General features: G+C 61.6%; 14 protein-coding genes and 1 tRNA gene. 6 read left to right on the forward strand and 9 right to left on the reverse strand.

Annotation, left to right across the window (positions count from 1 at the left end):
* Positions 1-43: 43 nt before the first annotated feature.
* The 3 genes from E8M84_RS17485 to E8M84_RS17495 all read right to left on the reverse strand — a co-directional run bounded on the left by E8M84_RS17485 (position 44) and on the right by E8M84_RS17495 (position 2,624).
* On the reverse strand, positions 44-562 hold the full coding sequence (locus tag E8M84_RS17485) for a hypothetical protein (protein WP_137112481.1): 519 nt from the start codon (positions 560-562) through the stop codon (positions 44-46).
* A gap of 37 nt (positions 563-599) precedes the next feature.
* A complete protein-coding gene (gene clpX, locus E8M84_RS17490; RefSeq protein WP_137112482.1) occupies positions 600-1,862 on the reverse strand; it encodes an ATP-dependent Clp protease ATP-binding subunit ClpX in 1,263 nt (420 codons plus the stop codon).
* A 129-nt stretch (positions 1,863-1,991) separates the two neighbouring features.
* The gene (locus E8M84_RS17495) at positions 1,992-2,624 is read right to left on the reverse strand and encodes an ATP-dependent Clp protease proteolytic subunit (protein WP_137112483.1); all 633 of its coding nucleotides are present in this window, start codon (positions 2,622-2,624) and stop codon (positions 1,992-1,994) included.
* 155 nt (positions 2,625-2,779) lie between these two features.
* On the opposite strand from E8M84_RS17495, the gene E8M84_RS17500 reads away from it, so the two are divergent.
* Positions 2,780-3,946 (forward strand): FAD-binding domain-containing protein, encoded by a 1,167-nt coding sequence (locus tag E8M84_RS17500; RefSeq protein WP_137112484.1) that lies wholly within the window; start codon positions 2,780-2,782, stop codon positions 3,944-3,946.
* 10 nt (positions 3,947-3,956) lie between these two features.
* Here the strand turns inward: E8M84_RS17500 and E8M84_RS17505 are convergent, their stop codons facing one another.
* Positions 3,957-4,565, reverse strand: a complete 609-nt coding sequence (locus tag E8M84_RS17505) for a CDP-alcohol phosphatidyltransferase family protein (protein ID WP_137112485.1) — start codon at positions 4,563-4,565, stop codon at positions 3,957-3,959.
* A gap of 223 nt (positions 4,566-4,788) precedes the next feature.
* On the opposite strand from E8M84_RS17505, the gene E8M84_RS17510 reads away from it, so the two are divergent.
* Positions 4,789-5,277, forward strand: coding sequence for a CAP domain-containing protein (locus tag E8M84_RS17510; protein WP_137112486.1), 489 nt, complete (start codon positions 4,789-4,791; stop codon positions 5,275-5,277).
* Here the strand turns inward: E8M84_RS17510 and E8M84_RS17515 are convergent, their stop codons facing one another.
* Positions 5,278-6,588: an ATP-binding protein gene (locus tag E8M84_RS17515; protein WP_137112805.1), complete on the reverse strand. Its 1,311-nt coding sequence runs from the start codon at positions 6,586-6,588 to the stop codon at positions 5,278-5,280.
* Positions 6,589-6,643: 55 nt separating this feature from the next.
* On the opposite strand from E8M84_RS17515, the gene E8M84_RS17520 reads away from it, so the two are divergent.
* The 3 genes from E8M84_RS17520 (at position 6,644) to E8M84_RS17530 (ending at position 9,140) form a co-directional block, all read left to right on the forward strand.
* The gene (locus E8M84_RS17520) at positions 6,644-7,510 is read left to right on the forward strand and encodes an MBL fold metallo-hydrolase (protein ID WP_137112487.1); all 867 of its coding nucleotides are present in this window, start codon (positions 6,644-6,646) and stop codon (positions 7,508-7,510) included.
* 70 nt (positions 7,511-7,580) lie between these two features.
* Positions 7,581-7,655, forward strand: a tRNA-Asn gene (locus E8M84_RS17525).
* Positions 7,656-7,805: 150 nt separating this feature from the next.
* Positions 7,806-9,140 carry a tyrosine-type recombinase/integrase gene (locus E8M84_RS17530; protein WP_170971978.1) on the forward strand — a complete coding sequence of 445 codons (1,335 nt, stop codon included), beginning with the start codon at positions 7,806-7,808 and terminating at the stop codon, positions 9,138-9,140.
* Positions 9,141-9,896: 756 nt separating this feature from the next.
* Here E8M84_RS17530 and E8M84_RS17535 read toward each other — a convergent pair.
* From E8M84_RS17535 to E8M84_RS17550, 4 genes are all read right to left on the reverse strand, one after another.
* On the reverse strand, positions 9,897-10,445 hold the full coding sequence (locus E8M84_RS17535; protein WP_137112489.1) for a ribonuclease H: 549 nt from the start codon (positions 10,443-10,445) through the stop codon (positions 9,897-9,899).
* 446 nt (positions 10,446-10,891) lie between these two features.
* Positions 10,892-11,170, reverse strand: a complete 279-nt coding sequence (locus E8M84_RS17540) for a restriction endonuclease (protein ID WP_137112490.1) — start codon at positions 11,168-11,170, stop codon at positions 10,892-10,894.
* A gap of 117 nt (positions 11,171-11,287) precedes the next feature.
* Positions 11,288-12,598, reverse strand: a complete 1,311-nt coding sequence (mauJ, locus tag E8M84_RS17545; protein WP_137112491.1) for a methylamine utilization protein MauJ — start codon at positions 12,596-12,598, stop codon at positions 11,288-11,290.
* 860 nt (positions 12,599-13,458) lie between these two features.
* Complete coding sequence (locus E8M84_RS17550) at positions 13,459-14,028, reverse strand: recombinase family protein (RefSeq protein ID WP_137112492.1); 570 nt, start codon at positions 14,026-14,028, stop codon at positions 13,459-13,461.
* 327 nt (positions 14,029-14,355) lie between these two features.
* Here E8M84_RS17550 and E8M84_RS17555 point away from each other — a divergent pair, with 327 nt between their 5' ends.
* A complete protein-coding gene (locus tag E8M84_RS17555; protein WP_137112493.1) occupies positions 14,356-15,153 on the forward strand; it encodes a serine protease in 798 nt (265 codons plus the stop codon).
* Positions 15,154-15,314 lie beyond the last annotated feature (161 nt).

A 15,314-nucleotide genomic window follows, 5' to 3' on the forward strand; every position in this document is an offset into this window, starting at 1 on the left:
AAAGAAAGGTCTAGGGCGGGCAAGGCAAAGTTGCGGCAAGCCGCTAGGGTCGGGCGGGCCCGTAACTCAGGTAGGCGGCAAGGCGCACCTCCGGTGCATAGAGCTGCATGACGCCCTTGCGCCAGTCGCGGATGACGAAGTTGCCTGGCTGCTCCAGCGAGCTGCCCAGGTAGAGGATGGTATCGGCGTCGATCAGATGGCCGCAGGTTTCCAGCAGGTCGGGGGCCGAGGCCAGCTTCATCCGTTCCGGCGTTTCGCGCCAGCGGCCGCCGATGACGAACCGCCCGTCAGCGCTGCGGGTCTGCTTGGGTGGTTCGGACGGTGCATCTGCGGACAGGCGGACGACCACCACCAGGCAGGAGTCCTTGACGAGATTGCTGGAATAGTCGGTCGCCGATACGACGACGCTGTCGAACGGAACGATGCCATGGAATGCCGACGAAAAGTCCCGGCCGCCGATCGAACGGTTGATGGATTCGAGATAGGACAGCGGAGAGCGGCCAAGCCCAGCGTAAAGGAGGACAAAGGCCCCCAGCACCGTTACCGTCACAACCCGCAGCATGGTCCCGCCTTGAAAGGACCGCGGCGAAAGGCCCGGATCAGGCCTTCACCGGTTCCTTCTTCTTGGTCTCGGTGTAGACGAGCATTGGCTTCGCGCCCGAATTCACCGCCTCGTCCTTGACGACGACTTCCTCGACCCCGTCCATGCCCGGCAGTTCGAACATGGTGTCGAGGAGGATGTCCTCCATGATCGAGCGCAGGCCGCGTGCGCCGGTCTTGCGCTTGATCGCGCGCTTGGCGATGGCGGTCAGGGCATCCGAGGTGAAGGTCAGCTTGACGCCCTCGATCTCGAACAGACGCTGGTACTGCTTGACCAGCGCGTTCTTCGGTTCGGTCAGGATGGTGACCAGCGCGGCCTCGTCGAGGTCGGTCAGCGTGGCGATGACCGGCAGACGACCGACGAACTCCGGGATCAGGCCGAACTTGAGCAGATCCTCAGGTTCCAGCTCCTTGAACAGCTCACCCACGGTGCGTTCTTCGGGGCCTTTCACATCGGCGCCGAAGCCGATGCCCGAGCCCTTGTTGCGCTGTGCGATGATCTTTTCCAGACCGGCAAAGGCGCCGCCGCAGATGAAAAGGATGTTCGTGGTGTCCACCTGCAGGAATTCCTGCTGCGGATGCTTGCGGCCGCCCTGCGGGGGCACGCTGGCCACGGTTCCTTCCATGATCTTCAGCAGCGCCTGCTGGACGCCCTCGCCGCTCACGTCGCGGGTGATGCTGGGGTTGTCGGACTTGCGGGTGATCTTGTCGACCTCGTCGATGTAGACGATCCCGCGCTGCGCGCGTTCGACGTTGTATTCGGAGGCCTGCAAAAGCTTGAGGATGATGTTCTCGACGTCTTCGCCGACATACCCCGCCTCGGTCAGCGTGGTGGCGTCGGCCATCGTGAAGGGCACGTCCAGGATGCGCGCGAGGGTCTGCGCCAGCAGGGTCTTGCCGCAGCCCGTCGGGCCGATCAGCAGGATGTTGGACTTCGACAGTTCGATGTCGGTCTTCGAAGAATGGTTCAGCCGCTTGTAATGGTTGTGAACCGCGACCGACAGCACGCGCTTGGCATGGATCTGTCCGATCACATAGTCGTCCAGCACCTTGCAGATTTCGCGGGGGGTCGGCACGCCATCCGAAGATTTCAGACCCGTGGTCTTCGTCTCCTCGCGGATGATGTCCATGCAGAGTTCGACGCATTCGTCGCAGATGAAGACGGTCGGCCCCGCGATCAGCTTGCGCACTTCATGCTGGCTTTTGCCACAGAACGAGCAGTAGAGCGTGTTCTTGCTGTCGCCGCCGGTGTTGTTCGCCATCCGCAGTCCTCTAACTTTTCACCCAAATCCCTGCGTCGCAGGGCCGGTGTCTTGTGGGTAAGTTTAGGCCAACCCCCAAGGCACCACAATCCGAAAAACCCAACCGGAAACTCGGCGGGAAAAGGGGCGTCATTTCGACGTATCGTCGGCCTTTCCACGGCTTTCCAGAATCTGGTCGATCAGGCCCCAGGCCTTGGCATCTTCGGCCGACATGAAGTTGTCGCGTTCCAGCGCGGCCTCGACCGTCTCATAGTCGTTGCCGGTGTGCTTGACGTAGATCTCGTTCAACCGACGCTTCAGCTTTTCGGTTTCGCGGGCGTGGATCATGATGTCGGTGGCCTGGCCCTGGTAGCCGCCCGAGGGCTGGTGGACCATTACGCGGCTGTTCGGGAGAGAGAAGCGCATCCCCTTTTCGCCCGCGGTCAGCAGCAGCGAGCCCATCGAGGCCGCCTGGCCGATCACCAGGGTCGAAACCTTGGGGCGGATGTACTGCATGGTGTCGTAGATCGACAGACCCGAGGTCACAACGCCGCCGGGCGAGTTGATATACATCGAGATTTCCTTGGTCGGGTTTTCCGATTCAAGGAACAGAAGCTGGGCGCAGATCAGGCTGGACATGCCGTCATGCACCGGGCCGCCCAGGAAGATGATCCGTTCCTTCAGCATGCGGCTGAAGATGTCATAGGCGCGTTCGCCCCGGCTCGTCTGTTCGACGACCATGGGGACGAGCGTGTTCATGTAATGGTCAACGGGATCGCGCATCGGTGCCTGCCTCTTTCAGTCGCTCGAGGAATATCGTCGAATGTATTGCCAGAGTCTTAGTGGGGTGAAACGGGGGCTGCAAGGGCACCTCCCTGCGATTTGGGTCTGCACCTGTGCGGCCTTGAAACCGGGGCTTGCTGCCCTAAACCCCACTGATGTTCACACCCAACCGCGCCGCAGGCCTTGATCGCCTGTCCGACTTCCTGCCCCGCGCAGGCCGCGACTATGCCCAACTTCGCAATCTCGACCTGCCCGGCCATCCGCATGTCTCGACCCTGTCACCCTGGCTGCGGCACCGACTGGTGACCGAGGCCGAGGTGGTGGATGCGGTTCTGCGCCGCCATCCCCAGGGGGCGGAGAAGTTCCTGGCCGAGGTCTGGTGGCGGACCTACTGGAAGGGCTGGCTGGAGTTGCGGCCGGGGGTCTGGTCGGCCTACCGCCAGGAGGTGCAGGCGGGGTTGAACCGGTTGGCGGTGGAACCGGGCCTGGCAGCACGGGCCGAGGCGGCAATGCTGGGCGAGACGGGGATCGAGGGGTTCGACGACTGGGCGCGGGAGCTGGTGGCGACGGGCTATCTGCACAACCACGCGCGGATGTGGTTCGCCTCGATCTGGATCTTCACCCTGCGGCTGCCGTGGGAACTGGGGGCGGATTTCTTCCTCCGACACCTTATCGACGGCGATCCGGCGTCAAACACCCTGTCCTGGCGCTGGGTCGCGGGGCTGCACACGCCGGGCAAGACCTATCTGGCGACGGCAGAGAACATCGCGAAGAACACGCGCGGACGGTTCCGCCCCGAGGGACTGGCACCCGAGGCCCCTGCCCTGCCGATGCTTCCGGTTCCCGCCCCGCGCGTGGCCCCCGAGGGCGACCGGCTGGACCCCACGGCCCCCAGCCTGCTGTTGGTCACGGAAGAGGACCTGTCGCCCGAGTTCCTGCTGGATCAGGGGCTTCATCCAACGGGCGTTGCCGTCCTGACCGATGTCGCGGGTCGCTCGCCCTTGCCGGTGGCCGAACCGGTGCACCGCTTCACGGAAGGCGCGATCCGGGACGCACTCGCACGCCTTGGCGCCCCGGACGCGCCGCGCTTTTCGCCCGGACACCTGCCCGCCCTTTTGCGCCTTGCCACAGAGGCGGGTGCGACACAGATTGTGACCCCCTACGCCCCGACCGGCCCCGTTGCCAGTGCCCTGAACGACCTGGCCCGTTTGGCCGAGCCGCAGGGACTGACCCTGACCCGCATCCTGCGCGACCATGACCGCCTGGCGTGGCCACATGCCACGCACGGCTTCTTCCGGTTCCGCGAGGCGGTGATGGGCTAGCGGCCCGCCCTTACCGGAAGGTGCGCGCCGCCAGCAGGACCCGTGCGGTGGCTGTCAGCAGACACAGAACCCCAAAGACCCAGGCCAGGGGCGCAAACAGCGCGGGCCAGAGCGCAAGGATGACGAAGAAGAGGATCGTCTCTGTCCCCTCCATCAGCCCGGCAGTGAAATACAGCGACTTCTCGCCCCGGCTGCGGGTTTCCAGCCCCTTCTTTTCGGCCAGGATCGCATAGCCAAGGAAGGTCGCGGCGTTGACGTAGAAGCTGAACAAGAGGAAGGCCCCCGCCACGCCGTTTGCCGACGGGTCGTGCAGCACGAAGGCCAGCGGCACCGCGCCGTAGAAGGCGAAGTCGCAGACGATGTCGAGGAAGCCGCCGAAATCGGTCTTGCCCCGCGCCCGCGCCACCGCGCCATCCAGCCCGTCGGCCAGGCGGCTGGCCAGCAGCACCAGAGCGACCCAGACGCCCGACCAACCCGCCGCGATCAGCCCCGCCGCAGCCAGCCCCAGTGCCAGCCCGGCAAGGGTAACCGTATTTGCCGAGGCCCCGCGTGCTGCCAGCCAGCGCCCGCTTTCGTTCAATGGGGCGTCGATCACCCCGCGCATCAAACCGTCCAGCATCACCCACCCTCGCTCCGGCCCATCCTTTCCGGTTGTCCCGCCCGAGGGAAGTCAACTTTCCGCGGGTTTCTGCCGATCGCTTGGCCAGACTTTGCCTACTCGACCGGAAGATGAATGCATTGGATGACAATTCTCGCGTAAATCACCAATTGTGCTACATTCTGCCAGATTCTGGCCCAACTGGTCTGGAATCTGGAAATGTGCCTTACGCTGGGGAGCTGCCATGTTTCTGCGCCTGACGTTTGCGGCGGTTGCCGCTTCTGCAATGATCTGCCTTGGTGCCGCGGCACAGGCTGGATGCTCGATCCCGTCGAACGCCGATGCGTTGCAGAAGGAGCTGCTGAGCCACCTGAACGCCGAACGCAAGGCGCGCGGGCTATCGGCGCTGACGCTGTCGGCCAAACTGGACAAGGCCGCCCAAGGCCATGCCTGCGACAATGCCAAGCGCAAGTCGATCAGCCACACCTCGTCGGACGGCGGCACGCTGAAGACTCGGCTGCGCCGCGCAGGCTATTCCTTCCGGACCGCCGCCGAAAACACCGGACGCGGTTTTGGCAGCGGCGCCCGCGCGGTGGAATGGTGGATGAATTCGCCCAAGCACAAGGACAACATCCTGTTGCGCAAGGCCCGGGAAGTGGGCGTCGGCATTGCGCTGAGCCCGGCCCCCGACAACAAGCTGCACTGGATCATCGTGGTCGGCGCGTCGAAGTAATCAGCGCGCGATCACCAGTTCGACCTTCAACCCGCCAAGGGACTCGCTTTCCGACAACCGCAAGGCCCCGCCGTGGCTAAGCGCGATGTCGGACGCGATCGACAGCCCAAGCCCGACCCCCGCACCGCGATTGGGATCGCGTGAGGCGTCGAGCCGGGTGAAGGGACGCAACGCTTCGTCGCGACGGCCTGCCGGAATGCCCGGCCCGTCATCCTCGACGACAATGCGCAGGCTTCGGTCCTGAAACACCAGGCGCAGCTCGACCCGGCTGCCAAAGCGCTGCGCATTGCTGACCAGGTTCTCGACCGCCCGCACGATGGCCTGCGGGCGCATCATCACCGGCTCTGCCTGCCCCTCGACCCCGGCGAAGTGCGCTCCGGCCCGGTCCGCCACGCCCCGGACCAGAGCGACCGCGTCGGTCGGCTCAGACCCCTCCATTGCATCGCCACGCACGAAGGCCAGAAACTCGTCGACCATCCGCTCCATCTGCATGACATCCGCCTGCAGGGCCGCGACTTCGGGGTCCTCGGGCAACAGCGACAGTGCAAGACGCATCCGGGTCAGGGGCGTGCGCAAGTCATGGCTGACCCCGGACAGCATCAGGGTCCGCTGCTCGATCTGCCGTTCAATCCGGGCCCGCATGTCCAGAAACGCCCGACCTGCAGCCCGCACCTCCAACGCGCCGCGCGGGCGGTACATCACCGTCCTGCCCTTCCCGAATTCCTCGGCCGCTTCGGCAAGCTTGGTGATCGGGCGCAACTGCCGACGCAGGAAGTAATAGGCGATGACCGTCAGAAGGATCGAGGCAAAGATCATCAGCACGATCAGCTGGTGCGGGTTGGTCGCCGACATCCGCCGCCGACTGACCTCGGCCTGAACCGGACCAAGGGGACTGTCGAAACGCAGCCTGACCATGCGCTCCTCATCCGTCAGGTCGACCGCCACCAGGCCCGGCAACCGGTCGTGCAAAGTGGTGATGATCGTGTTGCCGGACAGATCGATCAGGTTCTTCCGGTCCGCCAGGGGCGCGTCCGCCCCCGCAGGCAGGGTCAGGGTGATCTCCAGTGCCTCAGCCAGGGGTGTCACCCGGGCGCGGGCGGCTTCCAGGGACGGGCTGGCAGCGATTTCGTCCATCAGGAAGCGCAGGTCGATCGCGACCCCTTGCGTCATCTGCCCAGTCACGTCTTCATAGAAGCGCTGGATGAACTCGGTCGAGAAAACCAGCTGAATGGCAAGGATCGGCACGATCAGGATCAGCGCCGCGCGGCCGTAAAGGCCCCTGGGAAGGATACGTTGAACGACCGACATCACTGCCAAGCCTAACCGCCCCCCGCTTCTTTGGAAAGCCACCCGACCGGAACGCCGAATGCCGTCAGATCCAAAGGTCCGCTGCCTTCTTGCGCCGAACCCCTCGCCCCTGACCGGGACCGGGACGAACACCTGGCTGGTCGGGGCCACGGGGCTTGCCGTGATCGATCCCGGTCCGGACGACGCCTTGCATCTGCATGCGATCCTGGCCGCAGTCGGTCCCGGGCAATGGATCGAACGGATCATCGTCACCCATGCCCATCTGGACCATTCCGCCCTTGCCCCCCGGCTGGCGGCCTTGACGGGCGCCCCGGTCCACGCCTTCGGTCCCGCCACCTCGGGGCGCAGCGCGGTGATGGCGAGGCTAGCGGACAGCCTGCCCGCGCATGGCGAGGGTCTGGACCATGGCTTCGCGCCGGACCGCACGCTTGCCGACGGCGACACGCTGACCGGCCCCGACTGGGCGCTGCAGGCGATCCACACCCCCGGCCACCTCGGAGGACATCTGTGCCTCGCCTTGGGCGCGACCCTGTTTTCGGGCGATCATGTCATGGGCTGGTCGACCTCGATCGTGTCGCCGCCCGATGGTGACATGGGGGCCTACATGGCCTCGCTGCACCGGCTGGCCGCGACGCGCTGGGACCGCTTCCTGCCCGGACATGGCGCCGAGATCGCCGACCCCGGGAAACGGCTGGCGGACCTCATCACCCATCGCGAGGGCCGCGAGATGCAGATCCTTGCCGCCCTGGCCGAGGGACCGGCCCGCATCCCGCAGCTTGCGGACCGGATCTATGCCGGGACGCCGCGCCATCTGCTGCCAGCCGCCGCCCGGAACGTGCTGGCGCATCTCATTGATCTGGCAGACAGAAAGCTGGTTGCAGCCCGCCCTGCCCTGCACCCCGACGCAGAATTCTTCCGAACATAAGACGCACTGCATTTTCCCCGGATTTGCCCCTTGCCGCCCCCGAGATGCCTTGCTATAGACCCCGCGGTGTTCCGGCGTAGCTCAGCGGTAGAGCAGTTGACTGTTAATCAATTGGTCGTAGGTTCGATCCCTACCGCCGGAGCCAGTTTCCCACAAGATACTGGAAATATATCAAGGACTTGAGTGACTTACTGTCCCTCTCGGTGCACACTTGGGCACACGCGAGGCACACATGGGGCTCATTTTGAAGCACGTCGAACGGACCAAATCGGGCAGTTGGCAGTATCGCCGAAGGGTGCCCAAGGAAGTCTCCGCGAACATCACCAAGAGGGAGTTCAAGCGGAAGCTGGGCGAGTCGGAGCGAGAGGCGCTTGCGGCCTATCCCCGGTATCATGCCGAGGTGGAGCGTGAGATTGCCGAGGCCCGGTTGGGTCGTGTGCGGTCGGAGGCGGCTTCCAAGGCCGGAGCGTCGGAGCGTGAGGCGTATGCGGAGGCGCTGCGGCGTCGGGCTGATCTGGTGGCAGCGGGTGCCAGTGACCGGGATTTGGCATTGACGGCTGACAGCATGGCGGAGGCGTATCCGCAGGATGAATATGAGCCGCAGGGGGTGCCCCCGGTAGAGCGACACATGATCAACCTGCTTCGCCACGGGCCAGAGGGACACAGGGCCCCGGAGCCCACCTTGGGCGATGCCAAGGCCTTCTATCTCAAGGAACGTGGGAGCGACGAACCCCCTGAGGCAATCCGGCGCTTTGAAGTCGATACCGATCGGATCATCGGCAGGGTGAAGGAAGCCCTGGGGCGTGACCCCGTGCTTACCAGCCTCACCCGTGACGATGCCCGCAATGTGCGCGACTACATGCTTGATCGGTTGACCGTGACGGGCAAGCCCATCTCCCCGGCTTCGGTCGCACGGGACCTGAATGGCCTGAATGCCGTCATCAACTTCACGGCCAGGGAAATGCCCCTCCCGGCCACCTTTCAGAACCCGTTCAGTGGCCTGTCGGTTGGCAAGACGCGGGGTCGGTCGGTGGAGAGTGAGAACCGCGACCCACTGCCCGAGAAGGTGTTGAAGGCGGCAAGGGAGAGGATCGTAGGTCATGCCAAGCGTGACTTGGCGCTGATCTGGCGGCTTCTTGAGGGGACCGGGTGTCGTTTGTCCGAGGTGTCTGGCCTTCGGGTGGAGGACGTGGACGTGACCAGAGATCTCCCGCATATCCGGGTGACGTGGCACGAAAACCGGAGGCTTAAGACCGACGCCTCTAGCCGGTATGTCCCGTTGGTCGGGGACGCGCTGAAAGCGGCCAAGGAAGCCCTCAAGCTGCCCCGTGAGGGCAACCTTCTGTTCGCCGACTATGGGCACGTCAGGGGCGGCGATGCGGCCTCTGCGGCGTTGATGAAACACGTCAGAGCCGTGACCACAGACCCCAAGCACGTTGTCCACTCCCTCCGGCACAACATAAAAGACAGGCTCATGCTGGCCGAGGTCGCGTCCCTAGACCAGAACCTAATCCTTGGTCACGCCTTGGGCGGCGTGGGGGAACGGGTCTATGGTGGGGACGCTGCCAAGCTACGTGTTACGACACGGGCGATGAGGCGGGCTTTCGGCTTGTCGGAGGTAGCCGATTAAGGGGGGGCGTCGGTCGTTGATGCCCTTCAATGACAACTCAAGGGCCCGTGGTCGGCCCCCTCTAGATGCATTACTACGTATGCGGAGGGCGGATTTCAGGACAGCCGCCCAACGCTCGTAGCTCACGGGTCTTGGCCCTGCCCAAGGTAAGCCAAAGGAAACCCTTGCAGATGGGCCGCAAGGTGTCGGCAAAGTCCCAGCCTTCGGGACGGCACGGGGCCTTCCTTTGGCGGTCGGGACGTGAAGGGGCGTGACCTTCGGTGTCTCCCGCCTCCCCGGTCGGAGGCTCAGGGCATTCGCCGGACACAACCGCCCGGACGCCCTGTCCCCAGAACATCCTGCAATAGGCGTCTGCGGCTTGAGCGATAGTCCGGTAGCTGGCAGGGGCGCGGCGAAAGAATAGGCTCTTGTCGTCTGGGCTGGCGCGCAAGAGCGTCGGATCGGTCAAGATGTTTCGCAACTTCCTGTCGCCACCCCTTGCCCGCCGGATCAGGTCTGACATCAGCCCGAGCCGCTTGTTCGGTGGTGCCGTGTAGACCATCTCTGCCAGCCGCATGGCGGTGTCGTAGTGCACCAGCGACCGTCTCCGAAGGTCGGGGCTGGCGTCCACTGTGCGGGTGCCTCTGGCGGCGTTGCGGGATGCAGACTTCTGGCAGGGTTGGCTGCAATACTTCTGGTTCTTGCGACCGGGCAAAAAGTCCACTTGGCAGCGAGGGCAGCATATCGCCACCCCCTGCCCCATTGCGTCGAATGGCATCAGCGCCCCTCGGTAGCCTTGGCCTCTGCCTTCCGGGCAGCACGGTATGCCAGCCTGTCGGCCCGCTCGTTATGCTCGGAGCCGTTGTGGCCGCGAACCCACGCCCAAGTGATGTTGCGCCCCTTTGCGGCCCGCTCAAGGCGCTCCCAGAGGTCAGGATTCTCCACAGGCTTCCCATCCCCCTTGCGCCAGCCCCTTGCTTTCCAGTTGGGCAGCCAAAGGTTCATCGCGTTGGGGATCAGGTTGGCGTCACAGTGGGCCGTGATCGGTTCGTCGGTGACGGACCCAAGGCTCTCAATGGCAACGCACACGGCGGTCATTTCCATGCGGATGTTCGTGGTGATCTCGTCGGCAGGGCCGGAGATTTCACGTCTCTTGATCACTTCGCCGGAGGCGTCCAGGCGGAGGATGACAACGCCATAGCCGCCATAGCCGGGGTTCCCGATGGATGATCCATCAGAATAGATCGAAATGCGGGTCTGGCCCTCGGAGGGCTGGGCACCGCTTGCGTTTGCGGGGGGTAGGTTTTCGTAGGTAGGCTTTGTCATGGTCTGGTGGTTCATTTTCTGGTCTTTCGATTTGGTGAGCGTGAGTGTTCCCCGGGGGAGACGGGGGAGGTTGGAAGGACAATCGTTGCGCTGTGGTGGTTGCAGTGCGCGAGCTACCGGCGCGGGAAGGCTGGGCCCACATGCGTCTTAGGATGAGCGGTCATCGGTGCCTCTCCTAGGCGAAGGGGTAATTGCAGCCCGAAACAGGGGGAGTAACCGGCGCGGGGAGTGAAGGCTTACAGACTACTCCTAAACGGAGTGGAAATCGGCGATCCCCCAAACCGCCAGTCCCTAAGCGGAGGGGTAATCCAATCGTTCTTAGGATAGGCGGTATCACCCGCTTACCTAAGATGGGTGGTAATCGGCTTTCCTAAGATAAGGGAAATTCGCTTCGTCCTAAGATAGGCGGTAATCGACCCACCCCTAAGATGCGGGGTAATCGCCCCTCACCCGTCTGTCAGGTCGGGAACGTATATCTGCTTGAGCGGGATGAGCGAGCGGTAGCGCGGCGCGAGCTTCGCATAGTTGCTCAGCACCATTTCGACAAACTGCTCTCCGTCGATCAGGCGCAGCTTCGCGCGATTCCGTTCCAACTCCACGGCGCTGCGGCTGTAGGACCCAAGGTTCACATAAAGCCCATACTCCCCCTCCCCAAAGGTGCCCAGCAACTGGCCCGCGTCAGGCCTCGAGGTTTGGTCCGTCTTCCGCTTGCATTGCACCTTCATAATCAGCGGTTTGGAAGCGCATACTTTCACTGGGATAGCAAAGTCGGAACTCGAGACGTAGACGATATTCGCGATCTAATATCGCGCTCCGTTCTAGCTTCGCCGCGTGCTCCCCAGCTATTGGTCCTTGCGCCGAACTTCAGCAAGCTTCCGCCACTCATCAATTTGAGCGTCCATTACGTCATGATCCATCATGACATTCACGGGAATAAACTCATCCTTGCGTGAAATTAAATCACCGGTGGCCGAATCGGTAAGTCTTAAGCAACCATTTGCATAGTACCACTTCATGAATTCCATGACCTCTGCCTTACTCTGAGCGTAGGCTGCACTTCCGTCGTCGGATTGCCCAAAGATTCCGTTGTGGATATCGAAATCAAGGCGCTCGGTCTCGAAGTTAAGGTTAAATTTCACACACAGCCCGTTGACGCGATTCTCGTATTCAACGTGCACAATCTTCCCCTCTTGGGCAAACATCTTGGGCTGGAGACTCTTGAGTGCTTCAAACGGCCCACGACCCTCAAGCTGGAAATCTATCGTCGGAATGTCAACCAAAGCGGGCCCTACAGCTTCACCGGCCTGTAGAGATCGAACAATCGCGGGACCAAACTTCGCCTTGAAGCCCGCGAGTTCGTAAAGATGCTCCCGATACACAGTGCGTGCTGTTTGAAGACCCAATTCTTCTTCGATCGCAAGCTCGGCTAGACCTTCTATCAGAGGGCGCTCCTCATATAGCCTAGCAGCGTCGGTCGGGTCATCAGGATCAACAATAGGATTACCCCCCGCATGAGCAATAGCGCATCGGCCAGAGACATACAAATGACTTGCAATGTCTGCTATTCCAGAAGCATGGAGTTTATTCAGAGAATCCTTTGCTCTTCCGTCCCTCAGCCGCCCCAGAGCGCCAGCGATCCAAGTCGCAATTTTCTTCTTCCCGACAGCGACCTCTAGAACACGATAGAATGAGAGGAAGGAGAATGCGACGTGCTGTAGCCCGCGCGCCTCTCTCATTAGCGCAATTGCAAGTTTCTGTTTATGATCCGTTACCTCGGGTAGATATCTCAAATCGAACTTGTCTCGAACGTTCAGCATGGCGCCTTTTGGCCGAATAAAAGCGTAGAGTCTGCCCCCACCGCCATAGTGAACTGGAATTAGCCCCTTGCCCTCCACCCATGCCAACACACTGAGGAATCTCAAGATCGCCTCTTTTGCGGCCTGATTTTCCCCGCGTGGAGACTTCACTGCTATTCCCGGATATGCGTCCGTAGTGGCTGGAATGACCCAGAATTCAGTGCCAAGGTAGATGATCTTTTGCGGCGTTACAGGCCAGGCCAGAGAGCTGTCGACGTATGCCGCAACCCAATTTGCCGGAGCCTTAAGTTCATCCGTCAACGCGTCAGCGTAAGCGAGTATCTCTCTGCCAAACATTTCGCGAATGCCTCATACACGAATCTCCTGTCGCATTTGAACGCGAACCTTCGATCTCTACCATAGAGAAATTCAACCATCCCACATGGTCGGCCCCTTTAGTTAAGAGAGATTTGCTCGGCGCATCTCAACCCAAGGCGTGCCTCCGCAGTCGAACGCACGTGTGCACCTCTCCTCAGTATGTGGGGAGCAACCCTTAGCGATGTTGACAGGCCGGATGCTTCGATGATAATCGTATTCATGCAACAACGGCTTCCTGGCGTTGCATATCGCTCTTGAGCGTAAGGAGGCCGCAGTGCTACCACCCGACACAGTTGATCGCTTCGATCGCATCGTTTTGCTGATATCACAGGCAGACCTTACGATCGGGTTCGTACACGGGAGCGGCCTTGGGGCTTTTCTACTCGCGATGATAGCACTTGCGTTCATACGGAACCCGTCGTTTTCACGCTTGCGCCTCTCGAGCTTCATCCGAGCTTTGCGTTCAAGAGATTGACGCACTGCGCTGGAACACGCGGCAAGAGCGTTTCCTGGACCTCTACGCAGATGGGGATGGTTGCGATATGCGGAAGGGCTGGTTCCCGCGTGGGGACAAGTGGAGCCAAGGCTCGTGTACGGGGTGCCGTGTGAGGGCTACGATTTTGCCCGTATGGGGATGAAGTATTCGTGTCCAGAGGGTGCACCCCCGAGGTGATCTCTGGGGGTCAGGATGATGAGACAGATGGAGGGACAGAGTGATGCATTTCCGCTCCGTATTCTGTCCCCTCCGCTCACAGGTTCAGCCAAACCGAACCAATCGCCCCGGCAGTCATGCCGATGATGACAGCCCATCCGATGACTTGCAGCGCCATCTCCATCGCCTAGACCCCGTCGCCCTGAACGCCATCAAGGATGCGGTAGACGCTGGCCCGACCGATGCCGAGGCGCTTGGCGATCTCTGTCCCGCCGATGCCCTGCCGGTGCAGCTTCACCACGTCATCGGCCTTGGCCCGTGCGGTGGGTGCCCTGCCCTTGTATTTGCCTTCGGCCTTCGCCTTGGCGATACCTTCCCGCTGGCGCTCAAGCATGATCTCCCGTTCAAACTCCGCCACGCCACCGAGGATGGTCAGCATCAGCTTCCCCGTGGGGGTCGAGGTATCAATGCCCATAGCGAGTATACGGAGGGCCACCCCCTTTGCCTCTAGCTGCCCCAAGAGGTCCACCAGATGGGCCACAGAGCGGGCCAAGCGGTCCAGCTTAGTGACTACCAGTGTGTCACCCTGACGGGCGAACAAGAGGGCCTCTGCCAGCTTCTCCCGCATCGCTACGTCCACGCTGGACACTTGCTCCACAAAGAACCTCTCGCACCCTGCCGTGGCAAGGTCGCGTTCCTGGGCTTCAAGCCCGGCCTTCTGGTCAAGGGTGGAGGTTCGGGCGTATCCGATCAGCATGGCGAGCGTCTCCTGTCTCACTGGGTCTTAGACCTGATACACGACCTTGTCTCAAATCGTCAAGACCATTCGTATGGGACACCGTGAGGGATACCGTGAGGCGTCCCGCTAGACCGTGCCCTGCGAGGCTATGGCTGGGCGCAGTGTGGGGTGTCCCGGATGATGGATTGAAGGGGGCCACCGGGGGGACTGCGCGGCTTCACCTGTTCAGGTCAGGCCCTCAGATTTTTTCGCTGATTTCTTGCCTATAAACGTAGTAGTGATCAGCCGAGCCGATTTTGCGCTGAAGTCGGCTCCCAGTTTCGCTGCCACCTCCGGAAGACCCTCATGAGTTATCTTCAAAGCTATGTTGTGCCAATCTGCAGCTACACCATTCACGAGGAAGAAGCCGATCTTAAGAAGCTGTTTGGAACGGCCTTCTATTTCGGCAACAATGGCTTCTTTCTCACGGCAAGGCACGTGGTCGACGAGGCACAGAGTTTCGCGGATGAGAAAGGCCACCTTGTCGGCTTGGTTGTCAAGGCGGACCAAGGCCGACAAGAGCAAAGCACTATTATCCCACTGAAAACGTATGAACATGCCCCTGCGCCCTATGACATAACAGCCGGAAAGTCGGGATATTTCCCCCCAACGCCATTGAAGGTCGCAAATGCGCAGGTAAGTGTTTGGACTGATGTCGCTGGCTTGGGCTACCCTGACAGCGCAGCAGTAATTGATCAGCAAACACTATGGATGAATGTAAGAGGCTACAAAGGTCACATCCAGCGGCCCACGGTCCCCAGAGATATCGTGATCGGCACTCATCCCAATGGGTTTGAGCTAAGCTTCCTTACTGGCCCAGGGTCGAGTGGAGGGCCGATATTTACTTTGGACGAAACGGTTATTGGGGTAATCGTAGCGTCGTTCAGATCACAGCAAACCGAAGATCAAATTGTTGAAATTCAGAAGGACGGGAGCACCTACAAGGAGCTTCGAGTTCGCGTAGAGGAGTTTGGCTTCGCTCACGACATTCGAGGTTTGCTGGATTGGCGCGCCGAAATCTTTGAAGGGCTTACCCTCAGCGAAGTATCAGCGCTACCGTTCGGTCAGCTCCCGTCAATACAAGCCGCTTCGAAGCGAAGGTAAAAAAGGGTTGTCCGACGCGGGCAAGCTATTCGGGCCAAGGCGGAGCTTGCCTTGCTCGTTGTGATGCAGGAGTATAGGCACACAAATTCACCACGTCAGGCACACACGGCCGACCATCGGGAAGGACAGTGGCTATCTCAAGCCCTTGATATTGAACGAAA

Source organism: Rhodobacter sp. SY28-1, assembly GCF_005222785.1.
Classification (GTDB): domain Bacteria; phylum Pseudomonadota; class Alphaproteobacteria; order Rhodobacterales; family Rhodobacteraceae; genus Tabrizicola.

What these genes read in the sequence shown, in the direction of transcription:
- E8M84_RS17485 (WP_137112481.1), bottom strand. Translation starts at nt 562, where the DNA reads ATGCTGCGGGTTGTGACGGTAACGGTGCTGGGGGCCTTTGTCCTCCTT.
- clpX (WP_137112482.1), bottom strand. Translation starts at nt 1,862, where the DNA reads ATGGCGAACAACACCGGCGGCGACAGCAAGAACACGCTCTACTGCTCG.
- E8M84_RS17495 (WP_137112483.1), bottom strand. Translation starts at nt 2,624, where the DNA reads ATGCGCGATCCCGTTGACCATTACATGAACACGCTCGTCCCCATGGTC.
- E8M84_RS17500 (WP_137112484.1), top strand. Translation starts at nt 2,780, where the DNA reads ATGTTCACACCCAACCGCGCCGCAGGCCTTGATCGCCTGTCCGACTTC.
- E8M84_RS17505 (WP_137112485.1), bottom strand. Translation starts at nt 4,565, where the DNA reads ATGCTGGACGGTTTGATGCGCGGGGTGATCGACGCCCCATTGAACGAA.
- E8M84_RS17510 (WP_137112486.1), top strand. Translation starts at nt 4,789, where the DNA reads ATGTTTCTGCGCCTGACGTTTGCGGCGGTTGCCGCTTCTGCAATGATC.
- E8M84_RS17520 (WP_137112487.1), top strand. Translation starts at nt 6,644, where the DNA reads ATGCCGTCAGATCCAAAGGTCCGCTGCCTTCTTGCGCCGAACCCCTCG.
- E8M84_RS17535 (WP_137112489.1), bottom strand. Translation starts at nt 10,445, where the DNA reads ATGACAAAGCCTACCTACGAAAACCTACCCCCCGCAAACGCAAGCGGT.
- E8M84_RS17540 (WP_137112490.1), bottom strand. Translation starts at nt 11,170, where the DNA reads ATGAAGGTGCAATGCAAGCGGAAGACGGACCAAACCTCGAGGCCTGAC.
- mauJ (WP_137112491.1), bottom strand. Translation starts at nt 12,598, where the DNA reads ATGTTTGGCAGAGAGATACTCGCTTACGCTGACGCGTTGACGGATGAA.
- E8M84_RS17550 (WP_137112492.1), bottom strand. Translation starts at nt 14,028, where the DNA reads ATGCTGATCGGATACGCCCGAACCTCCACCCTTGACCAGAAGGCCGGG.
- E8M84_RS17555 (WP_137112493.1), top strand. Translation starts at nt 14,356, where the DNA reads ATGAGTTATCTTCAAAGCTATGTTGTGCCAATCTGCAGCTACACCATT.